This window comes from Arthrobacter sp. P4_H3, assembly GCF_056400885.1.
In genome coordinates this window covers 226,418-241,625 of the sequence record NZ_JBFUKK010000004.1, presented here as the reverse complement: position 1 = coordinate 241,625, position 15,208 = coordinate 226,418, and the positions used below count along the sequence as shown (strand labels likewise).

Annotated in this window: 15 protein-coding genes; 7 read left to right on the top strand and 8 right to left on the bottom strand. The window is 65.8% G+C overall.

The genetic code is table 11. From position 1 onward, the window contains the following. Positions 1–172: 172 nt before the first annotated feature. From acs to AC1DRE_RS07830, 4 genes are read left to right on the top strand one after another with little or no spacing between them, the layout of a single operon-like run. On the top strand, positions 173–2,392 hold the full coding sequence (gene acs / locus AC1DRE_RS07845) for an acetate--CoA ligase (RefSeq protein ID WP_476984096.1): 2,220 nt from the start codon (positions 173–175) through the stop codon (positions 2,390–2,392). 40 nt (positions 2,393–2,432) lie between these two features. After that, positions 2,433–3,641: a dimethylsulfone monooxygenase SfnG gene (sfnG, locus tag AC1DRE_RS07840; RefSeq protein ID WP_476984095.1), complete on the top strand. Its 1,209-nt coding sequence runs from the start codon at positions 2,433–2,435 to the stop codon at positions 3,639–3,641. After that, a complete protein-coding gene (locus tag AC1DRE_RS07835) occupies positions 3,641–4,999 on the top strand; it encodes an O-acetylhomoserine aminocarboxypropyltransferase/cysteine synthase family protein (protein ID WP_476984094.1) in 1,359 nt (452 codons plus the stop codon). Before sfnG ends, AC1DRE_RS07835 begins: the two co-directional genes overlap by 1 nt. Then, positions 4,999–5,493, top strand: a complete 495-nt coding sequence (locus AC1DRE_RS07830) for a CoA-binding protein (RefSeq protein WP_476984093.1) — start codon at positions 4,999–5,001, stop codon at positions 5,491–5,493. The genes AC1DRE_RS07835 and AC1DRE_RS07830 overlap by 1 nt, the downstream gene beginning before the upstream one ends. 45 nt (positions 5,494–5,538) lie before the next feature. On the opposite strand, the gene AC1DRE_RS07825 is transcribed toward AC1DRE_RS07830, so the two are convergent. From AC1DRE_RS07825 to AC1DRE_RS07810, 4 genes are all read right to left on the bottom strand, one after another. Then, the gene (locus AC1DRE_RS07825; protein WP_476984092.1) at positions 5,539–6,408 is read right to left on the bottom strand and encodes a hypothetical protein; all 870 of its coding nucleotides are present in this window, start codon (positions 6,406–6,408) and stop codon (positions 5,539–5,541) included. Beyond that, entirely contained in the window at positions 6,405–6,959 is a 555-nt protein-coding gene (locus tag AC1DRE_RS07820) for an RNA polymerase sigma factor (protein WP_476984156.1), read from the bottom strand. The genes AC1DRE_RS07825 and AC1DRE_RS07820 overlap by 4 nt, the downstream gene beginning before the upstream one ends. A gap of 365 nt (positions 6,960–7,324) precedes the next feature. Continuing rightward, positions 7,325–7,729 carry a phosphotransferase gene (locus tag AC1DRE_RS07815; RefSeq protein ID WP_476984091.1) on the bottom strand — a complete coding sequence of 135 codons (405 nt, stop codon included), beginning with the start codon at positions 7,727–7,729 and terminating at the stop codon, positions 7,325–7,327. A gap of 135 nt (positions 7,730–7,864) precedes the next feature. Beyond that, positions 7,865–8,362, bottom strand: a complete 498-nt coding sequence (locus tag AC1DRE_RS07810; protein WP_476984090.1) for an Hpt domain-containing protein — start codon at positions 8,360–8,362, stop codon at positions 7,865–7,867. Between the two features lie 245 nt (positions 8,363–8,607). Here AC1DRE_RS07810 and AC1DRE_RS07805 point away from each other — a divergent pair, with 245 nt between their 5' ends. Continuing rightward, the gene (locus AC1DRE_RS07805; protein ID WP_476984089.1) at positions 8,608–8,793 is read left to right on the top strand and encodes a hypothetical protein; all 186 of its coding nucleotides are present in this window, start codon (positions 8,608–8,610) and stop codon (positions 8,791–8,793) included. A gap of 90 nt (positions 8,794–8,883) precedes the next feature. On the opposite strand, the gene AC1DRE_RS07800 is transcribed toward AC1DRE_RS07805, so the two are convergent. Next, positions 8,884–10,173 carry an adenylosuccinate synthase gene (locus AC1DRE_RS07800; protein WP_104174103.1) on the bottom strand — a complete coding sequence of 430 codons (1,290 nt, stop codon included), beginning with the start codon at positions 10,171–10,173 and terminating at the stop codon, positions 8,884–8,886. A gap of 317 nt (positions 10,174–10,490) precedes the next feature. Between AC1DRE_RS07800 and AC1DRE_RS07795 the strand changes: the two genes are divergently transcribed. Beyond that, positions 10,491–11,945, top strand: a complete 1,455-nt coding sequence (locus AC1DRE_RS07795) for a purine-cytosine permease family protein (RefSeq protein ID WP_476984088.1) — start codon at positions 10,491–10,493, stop codon at positions 11,943–11,945. A 207-nt stretch (positions 11,946–12,152) separates the two neighbouring features. Continuing rightward, entirely contained in the window at positions 12,153–12,785 is a 633-nt protein-coding gene (locus tag AC1DRE_RS07790) for a uracil-DNA glycosylase family protein (RefSeq protein ID WP_476984087.1), read from the top strand. 70 nt (positions 12,786–12,855) lie between these two features. Here AC1DRE_RS07790 and AC1DRE_RS07785 read toward each other — a convergent pair whose 3' ends face one another. The 3 genes from AC1DRE_RS07785 to AC1DRE_RS07775 all read right to left on the bottom strand — a co-directional run bounded on the left by AC1DRE_RS07785 (position 12,856) and on the right by AC1DRE_RS07775 (position 15,149). Continuing rightward, on the bottom strand, positions 12,856–13,281 hold the full coding sequence (locus tag AC1DRE_RS07785) for a DUF3151 domain-containing protein (RefSeq protein WP_476984086.1): 426 nt from the start codon (positions 13,279–13,281) through the stop codon (positions 12,856–12,858). A 1-nt stretch (position 13,282) separates the two neighbouring features. After that, positions 13,283–14,302 (bottom strand): class II fructose-bisphosphate aldolase, encoded by a 1,020-nt coding sequence (fbaA, locus tag AC1DRE_RS07780; protein ID WP_104174107.1) that lies wholly within the window; start codon positions 14,300–14,302, stop codon positions 13,283–13,285. 172 nt (positions 14,303–14,474) lie between these two features. Then, a complete protein-coding gene (locus AC1DRE_RS07775; protein WP_476984085.1) occupies positions 14,475–15,149 on the bottom strand; it encodes a TrmH family RNA methyltransferase in 675 nt (224 codons plus the stop codon). Positions 15,150–15,208 lie beyond the last annotated feature (59 nt).

Genomic DNA, 15,208 nt, shown 5'->3' with positions numbered 1-15,208 from the left:
CTAAATCGTGCATCTCGGTTCTAGTAGGTAGTGACCATCCCGAGCGGCCGAGAGACCTGGATCGATGAAGCCGCAGCAACCCCGGTGACGTGAGACGACCATTCCCACGTAACTGTTCCTTGCTTGCTGACGGAACTACGGGTGCTACTGCCAGGACCGATGGAGTGCTGTAATGACCCCTGAGAATTCTTTTGCCCTGCCCACTATTGCCCGGATTCCGTCCGAGGCAACACCACAAACCACTTCGGACGCGACGGCGAACGAAGCAGGGCTGCGTGACGCGCCCGGCTCCTCTCGCGGCTCTTCGGGATGGTCCCTGACCGAGCCCACGGACGGCGCTGTGCACGGCGTCCCCACTGACGGGCCGGCGCGTCACCGCGGCACCACCCCCCAACCTGGCACCTCCGGGTCCGGCACCGCAGCAACGGCCGTGGCCGTGGCCGACACGGTTGCCTTCTGGGAAGAACAGGCGCTCCGCCTCGACTGGGCGGCGCCAGCCGAAGGGCCCGCCGAAGGACCGGCCAGCGGCCACATCAGCGGCAAGCCCTGGCACACCGCCCACCGGCGCGTCCCGGCAGACCTGGATGCCGGCACCGGACCGGACATCACCTGGTTCGAAGGCGGCAAGCTCAATGTTGCCTACAACTGCGTGGACCGCCATGTTGCCGCCGGACGCGGTGACAAGGTGGCACTCCATTTCGAGGGCGAGCCGGGCGATCGCCGTGCCGTCACGTACGCGGAGCTGAAGCGGGAAGTGTCCAAGGCCGCGAATGCCCTCCTGGACCTGGGCATCACCAAGGGCGACCGCGTGGTCATCTACCTACCGGTCATCCCCGAAACCGTCATCATCACCCTTGCCGTGGCCCGCATCGGCGCCATCCATTCCCTCGTGTTCGGCGGCTTCTCCGCCGAAGCGCTGAAGTTCCGGGTGGAGGACACGGGCGCCAAGCTCCTGGTCACCACGGACGGCCAGTTCCGCCGCGGTGTCGCCGTGCCGGTCAAGGACAACGCCGACGCCGCGGTTGCCGGGGACAACGCTATCGAGCACGTCCTGGTGGTCAACCGCACCACCCCCGCAGACCAGCTGGCCGGCGTCCCCATGACGAAAGGCCGCGACGTGTGGTGGCACGACGCCGTCGGGCAAGCCTCCGAGCTGCACGAGGCGGAAGAGTTCGACGCCGAAACACCCCTGTTCATCATGTACACCTCCGGGACCACGGGTAAGCCCAAGGGCCTGGTCCACACCTCCGGCGGCTACCTCACGCAGGCGTCCTGGAGTTTCGAGCACCTGTTCAGCAACCCCGACCCCGGGCTCCGGGACCGGGATGTGCACTGGTGCACCGCCGACCTGGCCTGGGTCACCGCCCACACCTACGAAATCTACGGCCCGCTGTCCAACGGAGTCACCCAGGTGATCTTCGAAGGCACACCCAACACCCCGCATCCGGGCCGGCACTTCGAGATCATCGAACGCTATGGCGTCACCCAGTACTACACGGCGCCCACGCTGGTCCGCTCGCTCATGGGCTGGTTCCCCGACGGCGTTCCCGGCACGTACGATCTCTCCTCCATCCGGATGCTCGGCACGGTGGGCGAAGCGGTCAACCCGGAGGCCTGGCGCTGGCTGCGGCAGAACGTTGGCGCCGGCACCGCACCCGTGGTGGACACCTGGTGGCAGTCCGAGACCGGCGCCACCATCCTCTCCCCCGCCCCGACGGACACCGAGTTCAAGCCCGGCTGCGCGGCCCGCCCGCTGCCCGGCGTCAGCACCCGGATCGTGGACGACGCCGGCAACACCGTTCCGCCGGGCGTCCAGGGCTTCATCGTGGTGGACACCCCGGGACCGGCCATAGCCCGCACCGTCTGGGGCAACCCGCAGCGCTACTTCGATTCCTACTGGCGCAAGTACGCCGCCCAGGGCTGGTTCCTCGCCGGGGACGGCGCCAAATACGACGACGACGGCGACATCTGGATCCTGGGGCGGGTGGATGACACCCTCAACGTCTCCGGCCACCTGCTCTCCACGATCGAAATCGAATCGGCCCTCGTCTCCCACCCGAGCGTCATTGAGGCCGGTGTATGTCCGGTGACGGACCCCAAGACCGGCCATGCCATCGTCGCCTTCGTGGTGCTGAAAGGCGGAGTTTCCGGCGAAGTGGCCGCCGAACTCCGCAACCACGTCGCGAAGGAGATCGGGCCCATCGCCAAGCCGCGCGACGTCGTCGTGGTTCCCGACGTTCCCAAGACGCGCAGCGGCAAGATCATGCGCCGGCTGCTCACCCAGCTTTTCGAGGGAACCACCCTCGGCGACACAACATCGCTCCAGAACGAACCGGCGATCGCCGGAATCCAGGAAGCCCTGGACGGCCATGCCTCCTCCCTCATTGGGTAGAAGCAGTCTCCCTTCAACGGACAGAAGTAAAGGAACAATCATGAACGACATCAGCAACGTTGCCCGTCTTTCCGAGCCGCTCAAGTTCGCGTACTGGGTGCCGAACGTTTCCGGCGGCCTGGTGGTCTCCACCATCGAACAGCGCACCGGCTGGGACTTCGACTACAACAAGAAGCTGGCCCGGATCGCGGAAAACTCCGGCTTCGAATACGCCCTGACCCAGACCCGCTACGCCGCCTCCTACGGTGCGGACAAGCAGCACGAGGCCACGTCCTTCAGCCTCGCGCTGCTGGCGGCCACGGAGCGGCTCAAGGTCATCTCGGCCGTCCACCCCGGCATGTGGCACCCCGGCGTGCTGGCCAAGTTCATCATCACCGCGGACCACATCTCCAACGGCCGCGCCGCCGTGAACATCGTCTCCGGCTGGCTCAAGAACGAGTTCACCAACTTTGGCCTCGAGTGGCTGGAGCATGACGAGCGCTACGTCCGCACCGAGGAATTCATCAAGGTCCTGCGGGGCCTCTGGACCGAGAAGGACTACAGCCAGTCCGGCAAGTACTACAACATCACCGACTTCACCCTGAACCCGGCCCCGGTGGACGTTCCCGGCCGTGCGCACCCGGAGATCTTCTTCGGCGGCAACTCCACCGCAGCCCAGGCGACGGCCGGCCGCGTGGCCGATTGGTACTTCTCCAACGGCAAGGACCTGGAGGGCTTCAAGGAGAACATTGCCGGTGTTGTGGCAGCGTCCGGCGAGACGCAGCGCGGTGCTGAGGGCCGGCTCGCCGCGCCAAGGTTTGGCCTCAACGGCTTCGTGATCGCCCGCGATTCCGAAAAGGAAGCCCGCGACACCCTCCGCGAGATTGTCGAGAAGGCGCACAAGCCCGCCGTCGAGGGTTTCCGCGCGGCTGTCCAGGAAGCCGGGGCGTCCACGAAGGACGGCAAGGGCATGTGGGCCGACTCCAGCTTCGAGGACTTGGTCCAGTACAACGACGGCTTCAAGACCCAGCTGATCGGCACCCCGGAGCAGATCGCCGAACGGATCGTGGAGTACAAGAAGATCGGCGTGAACCTGTTCCTCACCGGCTACCTGCACTTCCAGGAGGAAGTGGCTGCCTTCGGCCAGGACATCCTCCCGATCGTCCGCGAACTCGAGGCCGACCTCGCCCGCAAAAACGGCACGGAGCTGGACCTGTCCCGGACGCCGGTGGCTACGGCAGGCTCAACCGCAGGGCTGGTGAACGCGTAATGGCTGACCGCAAGTTCGGTTTCCGCACCCGCGCCCTGCACGCCGGCGGCACCCCCGACGCCGAGCACGGCGCCCGTGCCGTGCCCATTTACCAGACGACGTCCTTCGTCTTCAAGGACACCCAGGACGCTGCCAACCTCTTCGCGCTGCAGAAGTACGGCAACATCTACTCGCGCATCGGCAACCCCACCGTGGCGGCGTTTGAGGAACGCATTGCGTCCCTTGAGGGCGGCATCGGCGCGGTCGCGACGTCCTCGGGCATGGCCGCGGAGTTCATCACCTTCGCCGCGCTCACCCAGGCCGGCGACCACATCGTGGCAGCCTCCCAGCTGTACGGCGGAACGGTCACCCAGCTCGATGTCACGCTGCGCCGCTTCGGGGTGGACACCACGTTCGTGCCCGGCACCGACCCCGCGGACTACGCGGCCGCCGTCCGGGAGAACACCAAAGCGATCTTCGTTGAGGTGGTGGCCAACCCGTCGTCGGAGGTCCAGGACCTTGAAGGCCTGGCGAAGGTAGCGAACGACGCCGGCATCCCCCTCGTCGTTGACGCCACCTTGAGCACGCCGTACCTCGTGCGGCCGATCGAGCACGGCGCGGACATCGTGATCCATTCCGCCACCAAGTTCCTCGGCGGCCACGGCACCACGCTGGGCGGCGTGATCGTGGAGAGCGGCCGGTTCAACTGGGGCAACGGCAAGTTCCCCACCATGACCGAACCCGTGGCCTCCTACGGCAACGTCTCGTGGTGGGGCAACTTCGGCGAGTACGGATTCCTGACCAAACTGCGCTGCGAGCAGCTGCGTGACATCGGTCCCGCCCTGTCACCGCAGTCCGCGTTCCAGCTGCTGCAGGGCGTCGAAACCCTTCCGCAGCGCCTGGACGAGCACCTGAAGAATGCCCAGGCGGTGGCGGAATGGCTCGAGGCCGACGAACGCGTCGCCTACGTGAAATTCTCCGGCCTGCCTTCCCACCCGCACTTTGAGCGGGCGAAGAAGTACCTGCCCCTGGGGCCGGGGTCGGTATTCTCCTTCGGTGTCAAGGGCGGCCGGGCGGCCGGGCAGAAATTCATCGAGTCTCTGCAGCTGGCCTCGCACCTGGCAAACGTTGGCGACTCCCGGACCCTGGTGATCCACCCCGGCTCCACGACCCACCAGCAGCTGAGCCCGGCCCAACTGGAATCCGCCGGCGTCCCCGAAGACCTGGTCCGGATTTCGATCGGGCTCGAGGACATCGAGGACATCCTGTGGGACCTGGACCAGGCCCTGGACGCGGCGCAAAACGCGGCGACGGACAACCTGGCCGACGGTGACTTCCTCGAGGAACCGGCCGACGCCTGCACGATCGGAGCGAAGTGATGACTGTCGAAGACCGTACCTGGGAAGGCCCCTCGGCGCCGGATCGCCTGAACCTGCTCCGGCAGGCGAAGTCCATTGCGATTGTGGGTGCCTCGGACAAGCCTTCGCGGGCCAGCTACTTCGTGGCCACTTATCTGCAGTCCTCGACGCGGTACAAGGTGTACTTCGTGAACCCCGTTGTGAAGGAGATCCTTGGCCAGCCGACCTACGCCTCATTGGCCGACCTTCCCGAAAGCCCGGACATCGTGGATGTGTTCCGCAAGCACGACGATCTCCCGGGCGTCCTGGACGAGGCCATCGCGGCCGGTGCCAAGACCCTTTGGCTGCAGCTGGGTTCCTGGCACGAGGAAGTGGCCGCGGATGCTGAAACGGCCGGGCTCAATGTAGTGATGGACCGGTGCGTGAAGATCGAGCACGCCCGGTTCCACGGGGGACTACACCTTGCCGGCTTCGACACCGGCGTCATTTCCTCAAAGCGCCAGGTCCTGGCCTGACCACACCACTAGGTCCTGACCTGACCACACCAGTAGGCGCGCGGGTTACCGGCGGAACTTCCCCAGCCAGCTGTTGACGGAATCTAGGGCGGAATCCACCGTGGAATCGACCGCGGCTTCCGCGGTGGAACCAATCTTCACACCGGGTTTAGCCGTGCCCGTCCCCTCTAATTCCCAGGCTCCGGCGCTGGCTGCCGCCGCATCGGCTTCCACTGCATCGGGTGTGTTTGCGGCGCCCTGCCCATAGGCCTGATCCGGGGCACGGCCAGTCATGGCTTGACCGGACGCGGCCTTGCCCGGGTTGGCCTTACCCTGGTTGGCCTGTCCGGGATCCCCGTTGGCACCGGGAGGCCGGCCTTCGCTAGTCGCGGAGTGGTTCTTCTCGCCCGCGGATGCGGCCGGTGCCGCGGTCTCGACTGCCGCGTCCCCTGCATTAGCGGCTTGCGCGGCCGGCTCACCGGCTCCGTGCACGGCCGTAGGGTGGCCCGGGTCAAGCTGCAGGAAGAGCGGCGAAACCCAGGTGATCCGTCCACCCCGGTCCGCAGCTGCGGGCGCCAGGGGAAGGCTCCAGCCGGGGGCCCAGTCCGTGGTCAGCTCTTGGACGGACCACGGCCCGGTGCCGTCTCCGGACACCTGGCTCGTGGCGGCAACTCCACTGACGCCAAGGCCCATGCCCGCCAGGACTGCAAGCCCCACCACCGCGGGACGGTGCTTGCGCAGCCAGCGCTGCCGGGTCAGCTCATCCCGCGGACCGGCCAGCATCAGCGCGAGCTCGGGCCCCGGAGCGGGTGCCTGGATCTGGGCCAGCGAGGCAATGGACAGGAGGGCCCCCCTGAGCTCGGGCACGTCCGTGTGGCCGGCGTCGAGCAGAAGCTGGTCGACGGTCCCCCCAGAAGAATCGTCCCTGGTTGTCATGGCGCCACGTAGTCCTTTACGGCCGAATGTTCACGGAGTCTGTCCAAAGCACGTCGCTGAAGCTGTTTTACGGCTCCGGCACTTTTCCCCATAATTTCGGCCACTTGCTCCACCGTAAGATCCGCAATGATCCGCAGCGTCAGCACTTCCTTCTGGTCCTCCCCCAGCACCTCCAGCAGCGCCAGTACTTCCCCGGGCGCCACCCGCAGCATGGCCGCCGCTTCGGCCGAGGAGGATTCCCGCCGGTCAAGTTCAGGTTCGAAAGGATGTTTCGCGGGGGTCCGGCTTTGCCTTCGGTGGTCGTCAACCATCCGTGCATGCGCCACCGAAAACAGGAAGGTCCGGAGTCCGTTGGCACCGCCGCTGATTGAATCGATGCGTGGCAGAACCGCCAGGAAGACGTCCTGCATGGTGGCCTCCGGGTCCTCGACACCACGTGCGGTCAGGTATCCCAGTACCTGCGACGCATAGCTCCGGTAGACCATGTTGAACAACTCGCCATCGCGGCCCTTAAGGGCATGCAATGAATCGTCGGTCAGTGCGTCTGTCACGGACGTGTGGCTTTCGTTCAAGGGAGATGGCTACATCATTGTATGGCCATCAAGTGGCCGCGCGGATGGTATCCCGCCCAACAACTTTACCCCGGGTAACCAAGATGAAAGACCGGCAGATACCGTGCACTCCTGTGCCGGCTTCCTGCTGAACCGGCTTCGGACAAAAAGGGGCCGGGCCGGAAACCTGATGGGGGACAGTTCCGGCCCGGCTCTCTTTTTGCAGTCAAGCGCCGGGTCCGAACCTGATGGGGGACAACTTCGAACCCGGCGCTTTCATAGTGGTAATCGTCACGGCACCGCCGTGGGTTACGCGAAATCCAAAAATACTTCAAAAAAGTTCCAGCCACTGGTTCCGGACCGGGTCAGAGGTGGGACAGCCGTTGGCGGAGCCAAAGGATAACGGCCTCACCCTGCCTCCGTTGAAAGGCCCGGAGGGTAGGCAGCCCTGGCGGAGGAGGCTGCCTCCCGGCGTCGGTGAAGTACGCACCCAAGCCCGACAACACCCGATTAATGCCGTCCGCCGTGGTTGGCGCAAATACCTGGTGGGCCCGCAGAACGGACTCCACATCGAACGCCGGATCGTAGACCCGAACGTTGAGCAGGGCTGTGAGGCCGTCGATCCAGGGCGAGCCTATGCATGCCCACGGCCAGTCCACCAGCACCGCCCGGTTGGGGGCCGTCATCAGGATATTGTCGGACCGCACGTCCGTGTGCACGATCGAGGTCCCGGCGAGGTCCTGGAGCCCGGCTTCGGCGAGCTGTGCCAAATTCCCGACTGCATGAACCCATTATTGTCCGCCCAGCGGCAGCTTCCGCATACCTTCGGGAGGGCCTTCGCAGTGGTGCCGGGCGCGTGCCGGTCGAGAAAGCCTGGCGCGTGCCGGGGGCAGCCGGCGTCTGCCTCAGGCGCCCGTCAATAAGCGGGACAGCGCCGAAGCCAGCTCCGAAGCGTCGGGGCCGAGGCGCCGGCCCGTCTCGCGGGCCCGGTCCATCCGTCCGACGCGCAGGTCGGCATCCACGAGCCAGGCAACCAGTTCGAGCCGGGCCGCCCCGGCCATCGCGGCCGACGACGCAAGGCTTTGGGCGGCGGCACTGGCCGCCTCATGGTCCCCGCTGTCCAAGGCGCTGATGACGTTATTGACCCTGGACGGGAGCAGGACCAGGAAAAGGTCCAGGAATTCGAGAAGCCGGCTCTGGGAATGCACTCCCCCGGCCAGCTCCTGCACGCGCGAGCGGTCAAGGACCGGTTCCCGATTGATGCGGGCACGGTAACGGCGCGGGCCCTGTTCCTGCCTCGCGTGCCGGTCCGGCGACTCTGGCGCTGACCCGGTTTTCGCTTTGTCTGACTTCAAGCTGAGACCCATGATGTCCACCTCTTCCTTGGCGGTCCGGTGAGTCATCTTCGAGGGTTCCCGTTCCCCGCGAAGCGCCGGTGAGTCCAACATAGGAAGAGTGGCCGGTCCCGTCACGAGTGACCGGTACCCGTCATCGCAAATGCGGCCACCTGCATGGCGCGCTCCGCTACGCACCGTCCGCTCCCGCCCTGGGCTGACCGTCCCGGGCCCGGCACTCTGGGAGGTTCCGATCCTGTAACGCTCCGCCGGGAGGGGTTCCGCGGGCCGGCCGCGGATGTCACGATACGGGCATGAGCGAGGAAGTGATGGCCGTATCTGCCGCCGGTGCGGCAGCGGCCCCGAAACATGTGACACGACTGGTCAGCACCGGGTCCGCAGCGACCCGCGCCATGGGAGAGCAGGCCCGGCGACGCCGGGACGCCGAAGCGAAACTGCAGCAGCATCTGCTCCAGCTGCGCGCCAAACAGGCCCAATAGCTGGCATACACGACGACGACGGCGGGCCACCTTTCCAGGTGACCCGCCGCCGTCGGACGTCAGGTGCTTTTCAGCCTGACGCTGTCAGGTTCAGTCCAGAATCAGGTCGTTGACCACAATGGTCTGGTCGCGGTCCGGGCCGACGCCGATGGCCGAGAAGCGCGTACCGGACAGCTTCTCGAGTGCCAGCACGTAATTGCGGGCGTTCTCCGGGAGGTCCTCCAGGGTCCGCGCCGCGGTGATGTCCTCGGTCCAGCCTTCGAAGTACTCGAAGATCGGCTTGGCGTGGTGGAACTCGGTCTGCGTCATCGGCATTTCGTCGTGCCGGACGCCGTCGACGTCGTAGGCCACGCAGACCGGGATCTGCTCGATGCCGGTGAGCACGTCCAGCTTGGTGACGAAGTAGTCCGTGAAGCCGTTGACGCGGGAGGCGTGGCGGGCCAGGACGGCGTCGTACCAGCCGCAGCGGCGCGGACGGCCGGTGTTGACACCGAACTCGCCGCCGGTCTTCTGCAGGTACATGCCCATCTCATCGAACAGTTCCGTGGGGAACGGGCCGGCGCCAACACGGGTGGTGTACGCCTTGATGATGCCGATGGAACGCGAGATCCGGGTGGGGCCGATGCCTGATCCCACCGAAGCGCCGCCGGCTGTCGGGTTGGAGGACGTGACGAACGGGTACGTGCCGTGGTCCACGTCCAGGAACGTGGCCTGGCCGCCTTCCATCAGCACAACCTTGCCCTCGTCCAGGGCCTTGTTCAGCACCAGCGTGCTGTCGATGACCAGCGGGCGCAGCCGCTCAGCGAAGGACAGGAAGTAGTCCACGATCTCGTCCACCTCGATGTCCCGGCGGTTGTAGACCTTCACCAGGAGCTCGTTCTTCTGGCGGAGCGATCCCTCAACCTTCTGGCGGAGGATGGAGGCGTCAAAAACGTCCTGCACGCGGATACCGAGGCGGGCCACCTTGTCCATGTAGGCAGGGCCGATGCCGCGGCCGGTGGTGCCGATGGCACGGCTGCCCAGGAACCGCTCAGTGACCTTGTCCAGGACCTGGTGGTAGGGCGCAACCAAGTGGGCGTTGGCCGAGACGCGCAGTTTGGAGGTATCTGCGCCGCGGGCTTCCAGGCCGTCGATCTCCTGGAACAGGGCCTCGAGGTTCACCACACAGCCGTTGCCGATGATCGGAACTGCGTTGGGGCTCAGGATGCCGGCAGGAAGGAGCTTGAGCTCATACTTCTCACCGCCTACGACGACGGTGTGCCCGGCGTTGTTGCCGCCGTTCGGCTTCACCACGTAGTCAACGCGGCCACCGAGCAGGTCAGTGGCTTTACCTTTGCCTTCGTCGCCCCATTGGGCTCCGACGATCACGATTGCTGGCATGGGATCCTCCCCCATTCGTTCGGGCCGGACCGCAGTCGGTTCACCAAGGTGACCCGCCAAGGGACAGCGCCGTTCATGAGAATGCCCCGAATTCCACTGCCGGGCCTGCGCGGCCACCAGGCCGACAGTCACAGCGCAAGAGTTCCGGGGCTCTTACCACCCAAGTTTAGCCGATCTGGGGCCGGACCACGGTGACGGCCAATTCCGGACGACACGCCGGGCTGTCTGGTATTTGCGACATTGGCCGCCGCATCGCCGTTGTTATGCGGCCCGCGACCCTGTGACATGGAACATAACAGCCAGCACGAGGAGTAACCATGGCAGCAGGAAGCACTACCGTCGAGGCCCGGTCAATCGAGATGATCCCGCCCCGCGAGCGGCACGGCCACCCAAGGGGGCAGTTCACGCTCTGGTTCGGGGCGAACGCGCAGATCACCGCAATCGTTGACGGCGCCCTCGCGGTCGTATTCGGCGCGGACGCGTTCTGGGCCATCATCGGCCTCCTGCTGGGCAACGTCGTCGGCGGCGCAGTCATGGCATTGCACTCCGCCCAGGGGCCGAAACTGGGGCTTCCCCAGATGATCTCCAGCCGGGCCCAGTTCGGCGTCTACGGTGCCGTGATTCCGCTGGTCCTGGTGATCCTGATGTACATCGGCTTCGCGTCCACCGGCACGGTGCTGTCCGGCCAGGCGATCAACCTCGTGCTGGGCGTGGATGCCCCGGCGGTGGGCATCCTGATCTTTGGCGCCGCCACCGCGTTCCTGGCAATCCTGGGGTACAAGTACATCCATGCCCTTGGCCGCATCGCCACAGTGGTGGGCCTGGCCGGCTTCCTGTACCTGACGGTTGCCGTGTTCACCAGGTTCGACGTTGGCCAGATCATGTTCCTGAAGGGCTTCGAGTGGCCCACCTTCCTCACCGCGATAGCCCTGGGCGCAGGCTGGCAACTCACCTTCGGCCCGTACGTCGCCGACTATTCGCGGTACCTGCCCCAGTCCACCTCAGAGCGCAAGACCTTCTGGTACACGTTCGCCGGCTCGGTGGGCGGCGCCCAGTGGGCGATGACGCTGGGCGCTATCGCGGGCGGGCTCTCCGCGGCAGGCCTGGGCGGCGATTTCCTCAAGAACCAGGTGGGCTACATGGGCGACCTGGCCGGTGGCGGGCTGATCGCGGTCTTCATCTACCTCATGATCGTCACGGGCAAACTCACCGTCAACTGCCTCAACGCCTACGGCGCCTTCATGTGCTCGGTGACCATCAGCACAGCCATCAACCGGCGGGACTCGGTCTCACGGGCAGCCCGGATCGTCTTCATCATCGCCGTCATCACGGCCAGCGTGCTGATCGCGCTCTTCGCCAGCAAGGACTTTTTGAACGTCTTCAAGAACTTCGTCCTGCTGCTGCTGATGGTTTTCACGCCGTGGTCCGTCATCAATCTCGTGGACTACTACAAGATCTCCCGCGACCGGCTGGACATCCCCGCCCTGTACAACCCGGACGGCCGCTACGGCCGGTGGAATGTCCCGGCCCTGGCCTCCTACGGGATTGGTGTCCTGGTCCAGGTGCCGTTCCTCGCCCAGGCGCTCTACACGGGGCCGGTCACCAAGTGGCTGGGAGGTGCGGACATTTCCTGGATCGTGGGCATCCTCGTCACCATGGCGGTGTACTACCCGTGGGCCAAAGCCACCAACCGTGCGCCGGCCGAGACAATCTACCCCGCAGCCGCATCGGGGAGCGCGGCGAAAGACACCGCTCCGGCAGTGACCGGCTGACCGGCAACAAGGTCCCGGGGGCTGCGGGAGCTCTCGGGACCGGTTCCGGGTCCCACATTTCGCAGGGCTTGATAGACTGATAAGGATCGATCAGGAATCGGTCCACTCACCACATTTTCAACCACACCGTACCTAGGCGTGCCGGTATTTGGCATGCCCGCGTCAGGCGTGGCAGCGTCACCGATCCCGCAGGAGACACAGCAATACATGACAGCCTTGGCTACTGAATCTTTCCGCGAGCAGCTTCTGAGCCGCCGTTACGAACCCAACGTCGCAGCTGTCAATGAGCTGTGCGACACCTTCCAGAGCGTCAAGCCGGACACCGTGGTCCCCTACGTGGACCCGATGCACGACGTCGACGAGTGCCGCATCATCAGCCTGTACTCCAACATCGGCACCGCCGATGAATCCGGCTTCATCACCGCCGGCGACAACGAAGCGGCCACCCGCATGCTCGGCGTGCAGTGGAAGCTGGGCCTCCGCCCCGAGTTCGTCATGCCGTGGAACGTCCACCCGTGGCACATCCCCGGCGAGCCCAACGGCAAGTTCACCCCGGACCAGATTGCCGCAGGCCTCAAGCCGCTCCTGAAGTTCCTTGCACTGGTCCCGCGCGCGTCCGTGATCGTGGCCCACGGCACGGAGGCCAACCGCCTGGCCCAGCTGCTCCTCAAGACCGAAGTGCCCCTGCTGTGGCGCCGCGGCCTGAAGACCTACAAGGTCCGCTCGCTCAGCGGCCGCGCCTTCGCCGGAACCGAAGCCCGCCAGCAGCAGTACCTCGACGAGATGCACGTTGCCTACCTGGACGCGATGGCCCGCACCGGCCTCACCAAGGCGAACTGAATAGACTGAACCACATACGACGGCGGCCCCTCACCTTTCCAGGTGGGGGGCCGCCGTCGTCGTTCCTAATTCAGTTTTTTCCTTCGATGGCCGCTTTGGCGGAGGGATCGGAGTCATTGAGGAACTTCTCAATGCGTTCCGGTTCCTCTGCCTCGCCGATGGCCGAGGAGGCGCGGCCCAGGGAGTACAGGGCACGCAGGAAGCCCTGGTTGGGTTCGTGCTCCCACGGGATGGGTCCCACCCCGCGCCAGCCGTTGCGGCGCAGTGAATCGAGTCCCCGGTGGTAGCCCACGCGGGCGTAGGCGTAGGACTCGATGGTCCGGCCCTCGGCCCAGGCTTCCTCGGCGAGTACAGCCCACAGCAGTGACGAAGTGGGGTGCTTCTCCACCAGGTCCAGGGCTTCCTGGCCGGCATCCAGCTGCGCATAGACCTCAGTCTCGGCAGGCAGGAGCGTGGGCTCGGGACCCATCAGGTTCCTGCGGAACTCGTCGGACATACTAGAAGGTCTTTCCGGCGGAGCCGAGCTGCTTGGTGGCTTCAACAACGCGGGCTGCCAGGCCGGCTTCGGCCGAGGCGCCCCAGACGCGGGGGTCGTAGGTCTTCTTGTTGCCGACCTCGCCGTCAACCTTCAGCACGCCGTCGTAGTTCTTGAACATGTGGTCGGCCACCGGACGCGTGTAGGCGTACTGGGTGTCGGTGTCGATGTTCATCTTGATGGTGCCGTAGGAAACGGCGTCGGCGATTTCCTGGTCGGAGGAGCCGGAGCCGCCGTGGAACACGAGGTCGAACGGGTTTTCCTTGCCGATCTTGGCACCGACCTGGGCCTGGATGTCCTTCAGGATCTCCGGGCGCAGCTTCACGCCGCCCGGCTTGTACACGCCGTGCACGTTGCCGAAGGTCAGGGCGGTGATGTAGCGGCCGTTCTCGCCGGCTCCGAGGGCTTCGATGGTTGCCAGGGCGTCTTCCACCGTGGTGTAGAGCTTCTCGTTGATCTCGTTTTCGACGCCGTCTTCCTCGCCGCCGACGGTGCCGATTTCGACCTCGAGGATCATCTTGGCAGCAGCGGTGCGCTCCAGGAGTTCACGGGCGATGCGCAGGTTTTCCTGCAGGGTCTCGGCGGAGCCGTCCCACATGTGCGAGTTGAAGAGCGGGTTGCGTCCGGCCTTGACCTCGGCTTCGGAGGCTGCCAGCAGCGGCAGGACAAAGCCGTCCAGCTTGTCCTTGGGGCAGTGGTCGGTGTGCAGGGCGATGTTGACGCCGTAGTTCTTGGCCACTTCGCGGGCGAAGGCGGCGAAGCCCAGGGAGCCGGCAACCATGTCCTTGGTGGAGGCGCCGGACCAGTAGGCCGCACCGCCGGTGGAAACCTGGATGATGCCGTCGGACTCTGCGTCTGCAAACCCGCGCAGGGCCGCGTTCAGCGTCTGCGAGGACGTGACGTTGACGGCGGGGAATGCAAAGCCGCCCGCCTTGGCGCGGTCGATCATCTCGGAGTAGATCTCTGGGGTTGCAATGGGCATGCTGACTCCTAAAGTGAATTTCGTCTACGGGCTGTGTTGACCCTGGAGTGAACCTCGTCGGCTAGCACCCATCCTAGTCATTTCTGCGCAAGGGCAGTGTTTCGGGTCACGGGGACGGGTAACACTTTGCGCTGCGCCCGCCCGGATGGCAGGCCGCGGTGACGGTGCCGAACTAGACGCGCTGGCTGAAGACGTGCCGGCGGATCCAGGCGTGCATCGCGATGGCCGCGGCCGAGGCGGCGTTGATCGACCGGGTGGAGCCGAACTGCTCGATCGACAGGGTGTCCACCGCCGCTTCGTGGACCTCGGGGGACAGCCCCGGGCCCTCCTGGCCGAACACCAGAACGCAGTTCTTCGGGAGGTCATAGGTTTCCAGCGGGACGGAGTCCGGGAAGATGTCGATCCCGATGATCGCCAGTCCCTCCCCCTGCGCCCACGCCACGAAGTCCGCGACGGTCGGGTGGTGCCGGACGTGCTGGTACCGGTCGGTGACCATGGCCCCGCGGCGGTTCCACCGCCGCCGCCCGATGATGTGCACTTCCTTGGCCAGGAACGCGTTGGCACTGCGCACGACGGTGCCGATGTTCATGTCGTGCTGCCAGTTTTCGATCGCGATGTGGAAGTTGTGCCGCCTGGAGTCGAGGTCCGCGACGATCGCTTCATGCTTCCAGTAGCGGTACTTGTCCACCACATTGCGGCGGTCCCCGTCGGCCAGGAGGTCAGAGTCCCAGTGCCCGCCCTGGGGAAACTCACCTTCCCAGGGCCCGACGCCGACCTCCGCCTTGGGCTCCGGTTCCTTCTCGGGCGGGGGCACGGGCAGGGCTGGGGTCTGGGGGTGGTCAGTCACCCCTCAACTCTAGCCGCGCCCGTGCCGGCCCTTCGGCACGGTGCCGCGCGCGGTGCCCG

Coding starts and splice junctions, on each gene's coding strand:
- acs (WP_476984096.1), top strand. CDS start 173: ATGACCCCTGAGAATTCTTTTGCCCTGCCCACTATTGCCCGGATTCCG.
- sfnG (WP_476984095.1), top strand. CDS start 2,433: ATGAACGACATCAGCAACGTTGCCCGTCTTTCCGAGCCGCTCAAGTTC.
- AC1DRE_RS07835 (WP_476984094.1), top strand. CDS start 3,641: ATGGCTGACCGCAAGTTCGGTTTCCGCACCCGCGCCCTGCACGCCGGC.
- AC1DRE_RS07830 (WP_476984093.1), top strand. CDS start 4,999: ATGACTGTCGAAGACCGTACCTGGGAAGGCCCCTCGGCGCCGGATCGC.
- AC1DRE_RS07825 (WP_476984092.1), bottom strand. CDS start 6,408: ATGACAACCAGGGACGATTCTTCTGGGGGGACCGTCGACCAGCTTCTG.
- AC1DRE_RS07810 (WP_476984090.1), bottom strand. CDS start 8,362: ATGACTCACCGGACCGCCAAGGAAGAGGTGGACATCATGGGTCTCAGC.
- AC1DRE_RS07805 (WP_476984089.1), top strand. CDS start 8,608: ATGAGCGAGGAAGTGATGGCCGTATCTGCCGCCGGTGCGGCAGCGGCC.
- AC1DRE_RS07800 (WP_104174103.1), bottom strand. CDS start 10,173: ATGCCAGCAATCGTGATCGTCGGAGCCCAATGGGGCGACGAAGGCAAA.
- AC1DRE_RS07795 (WP_476984088.1), top strand. CDS start 10,491: ATGGCAGCAGGAAGCACTACCGTCGAGGCCCGGTCAATCGAGATGATC.
- AC1DRE_RS07790 (WP_476984087.1), top strand. CDS start 12,153: ATGACAGCCTTGGCTACTGAATCTTTCCGCGAGCAGCTTCTGAGCCGC.
- AC1DRE_RS07785 (WP_476984086.1), bottom strand. CDS start 13,281: ATGTCCGACGAGTTCCGCAGGAACCTGATGGGTCCCGAGCCCACGCTC.
- fbaA (WP_104174107.1), bottom strand. CDS start 14,302: ATGCCCATTGCAACCCCAGAGATCTACTCCGAGATGATCGACCGCGCC.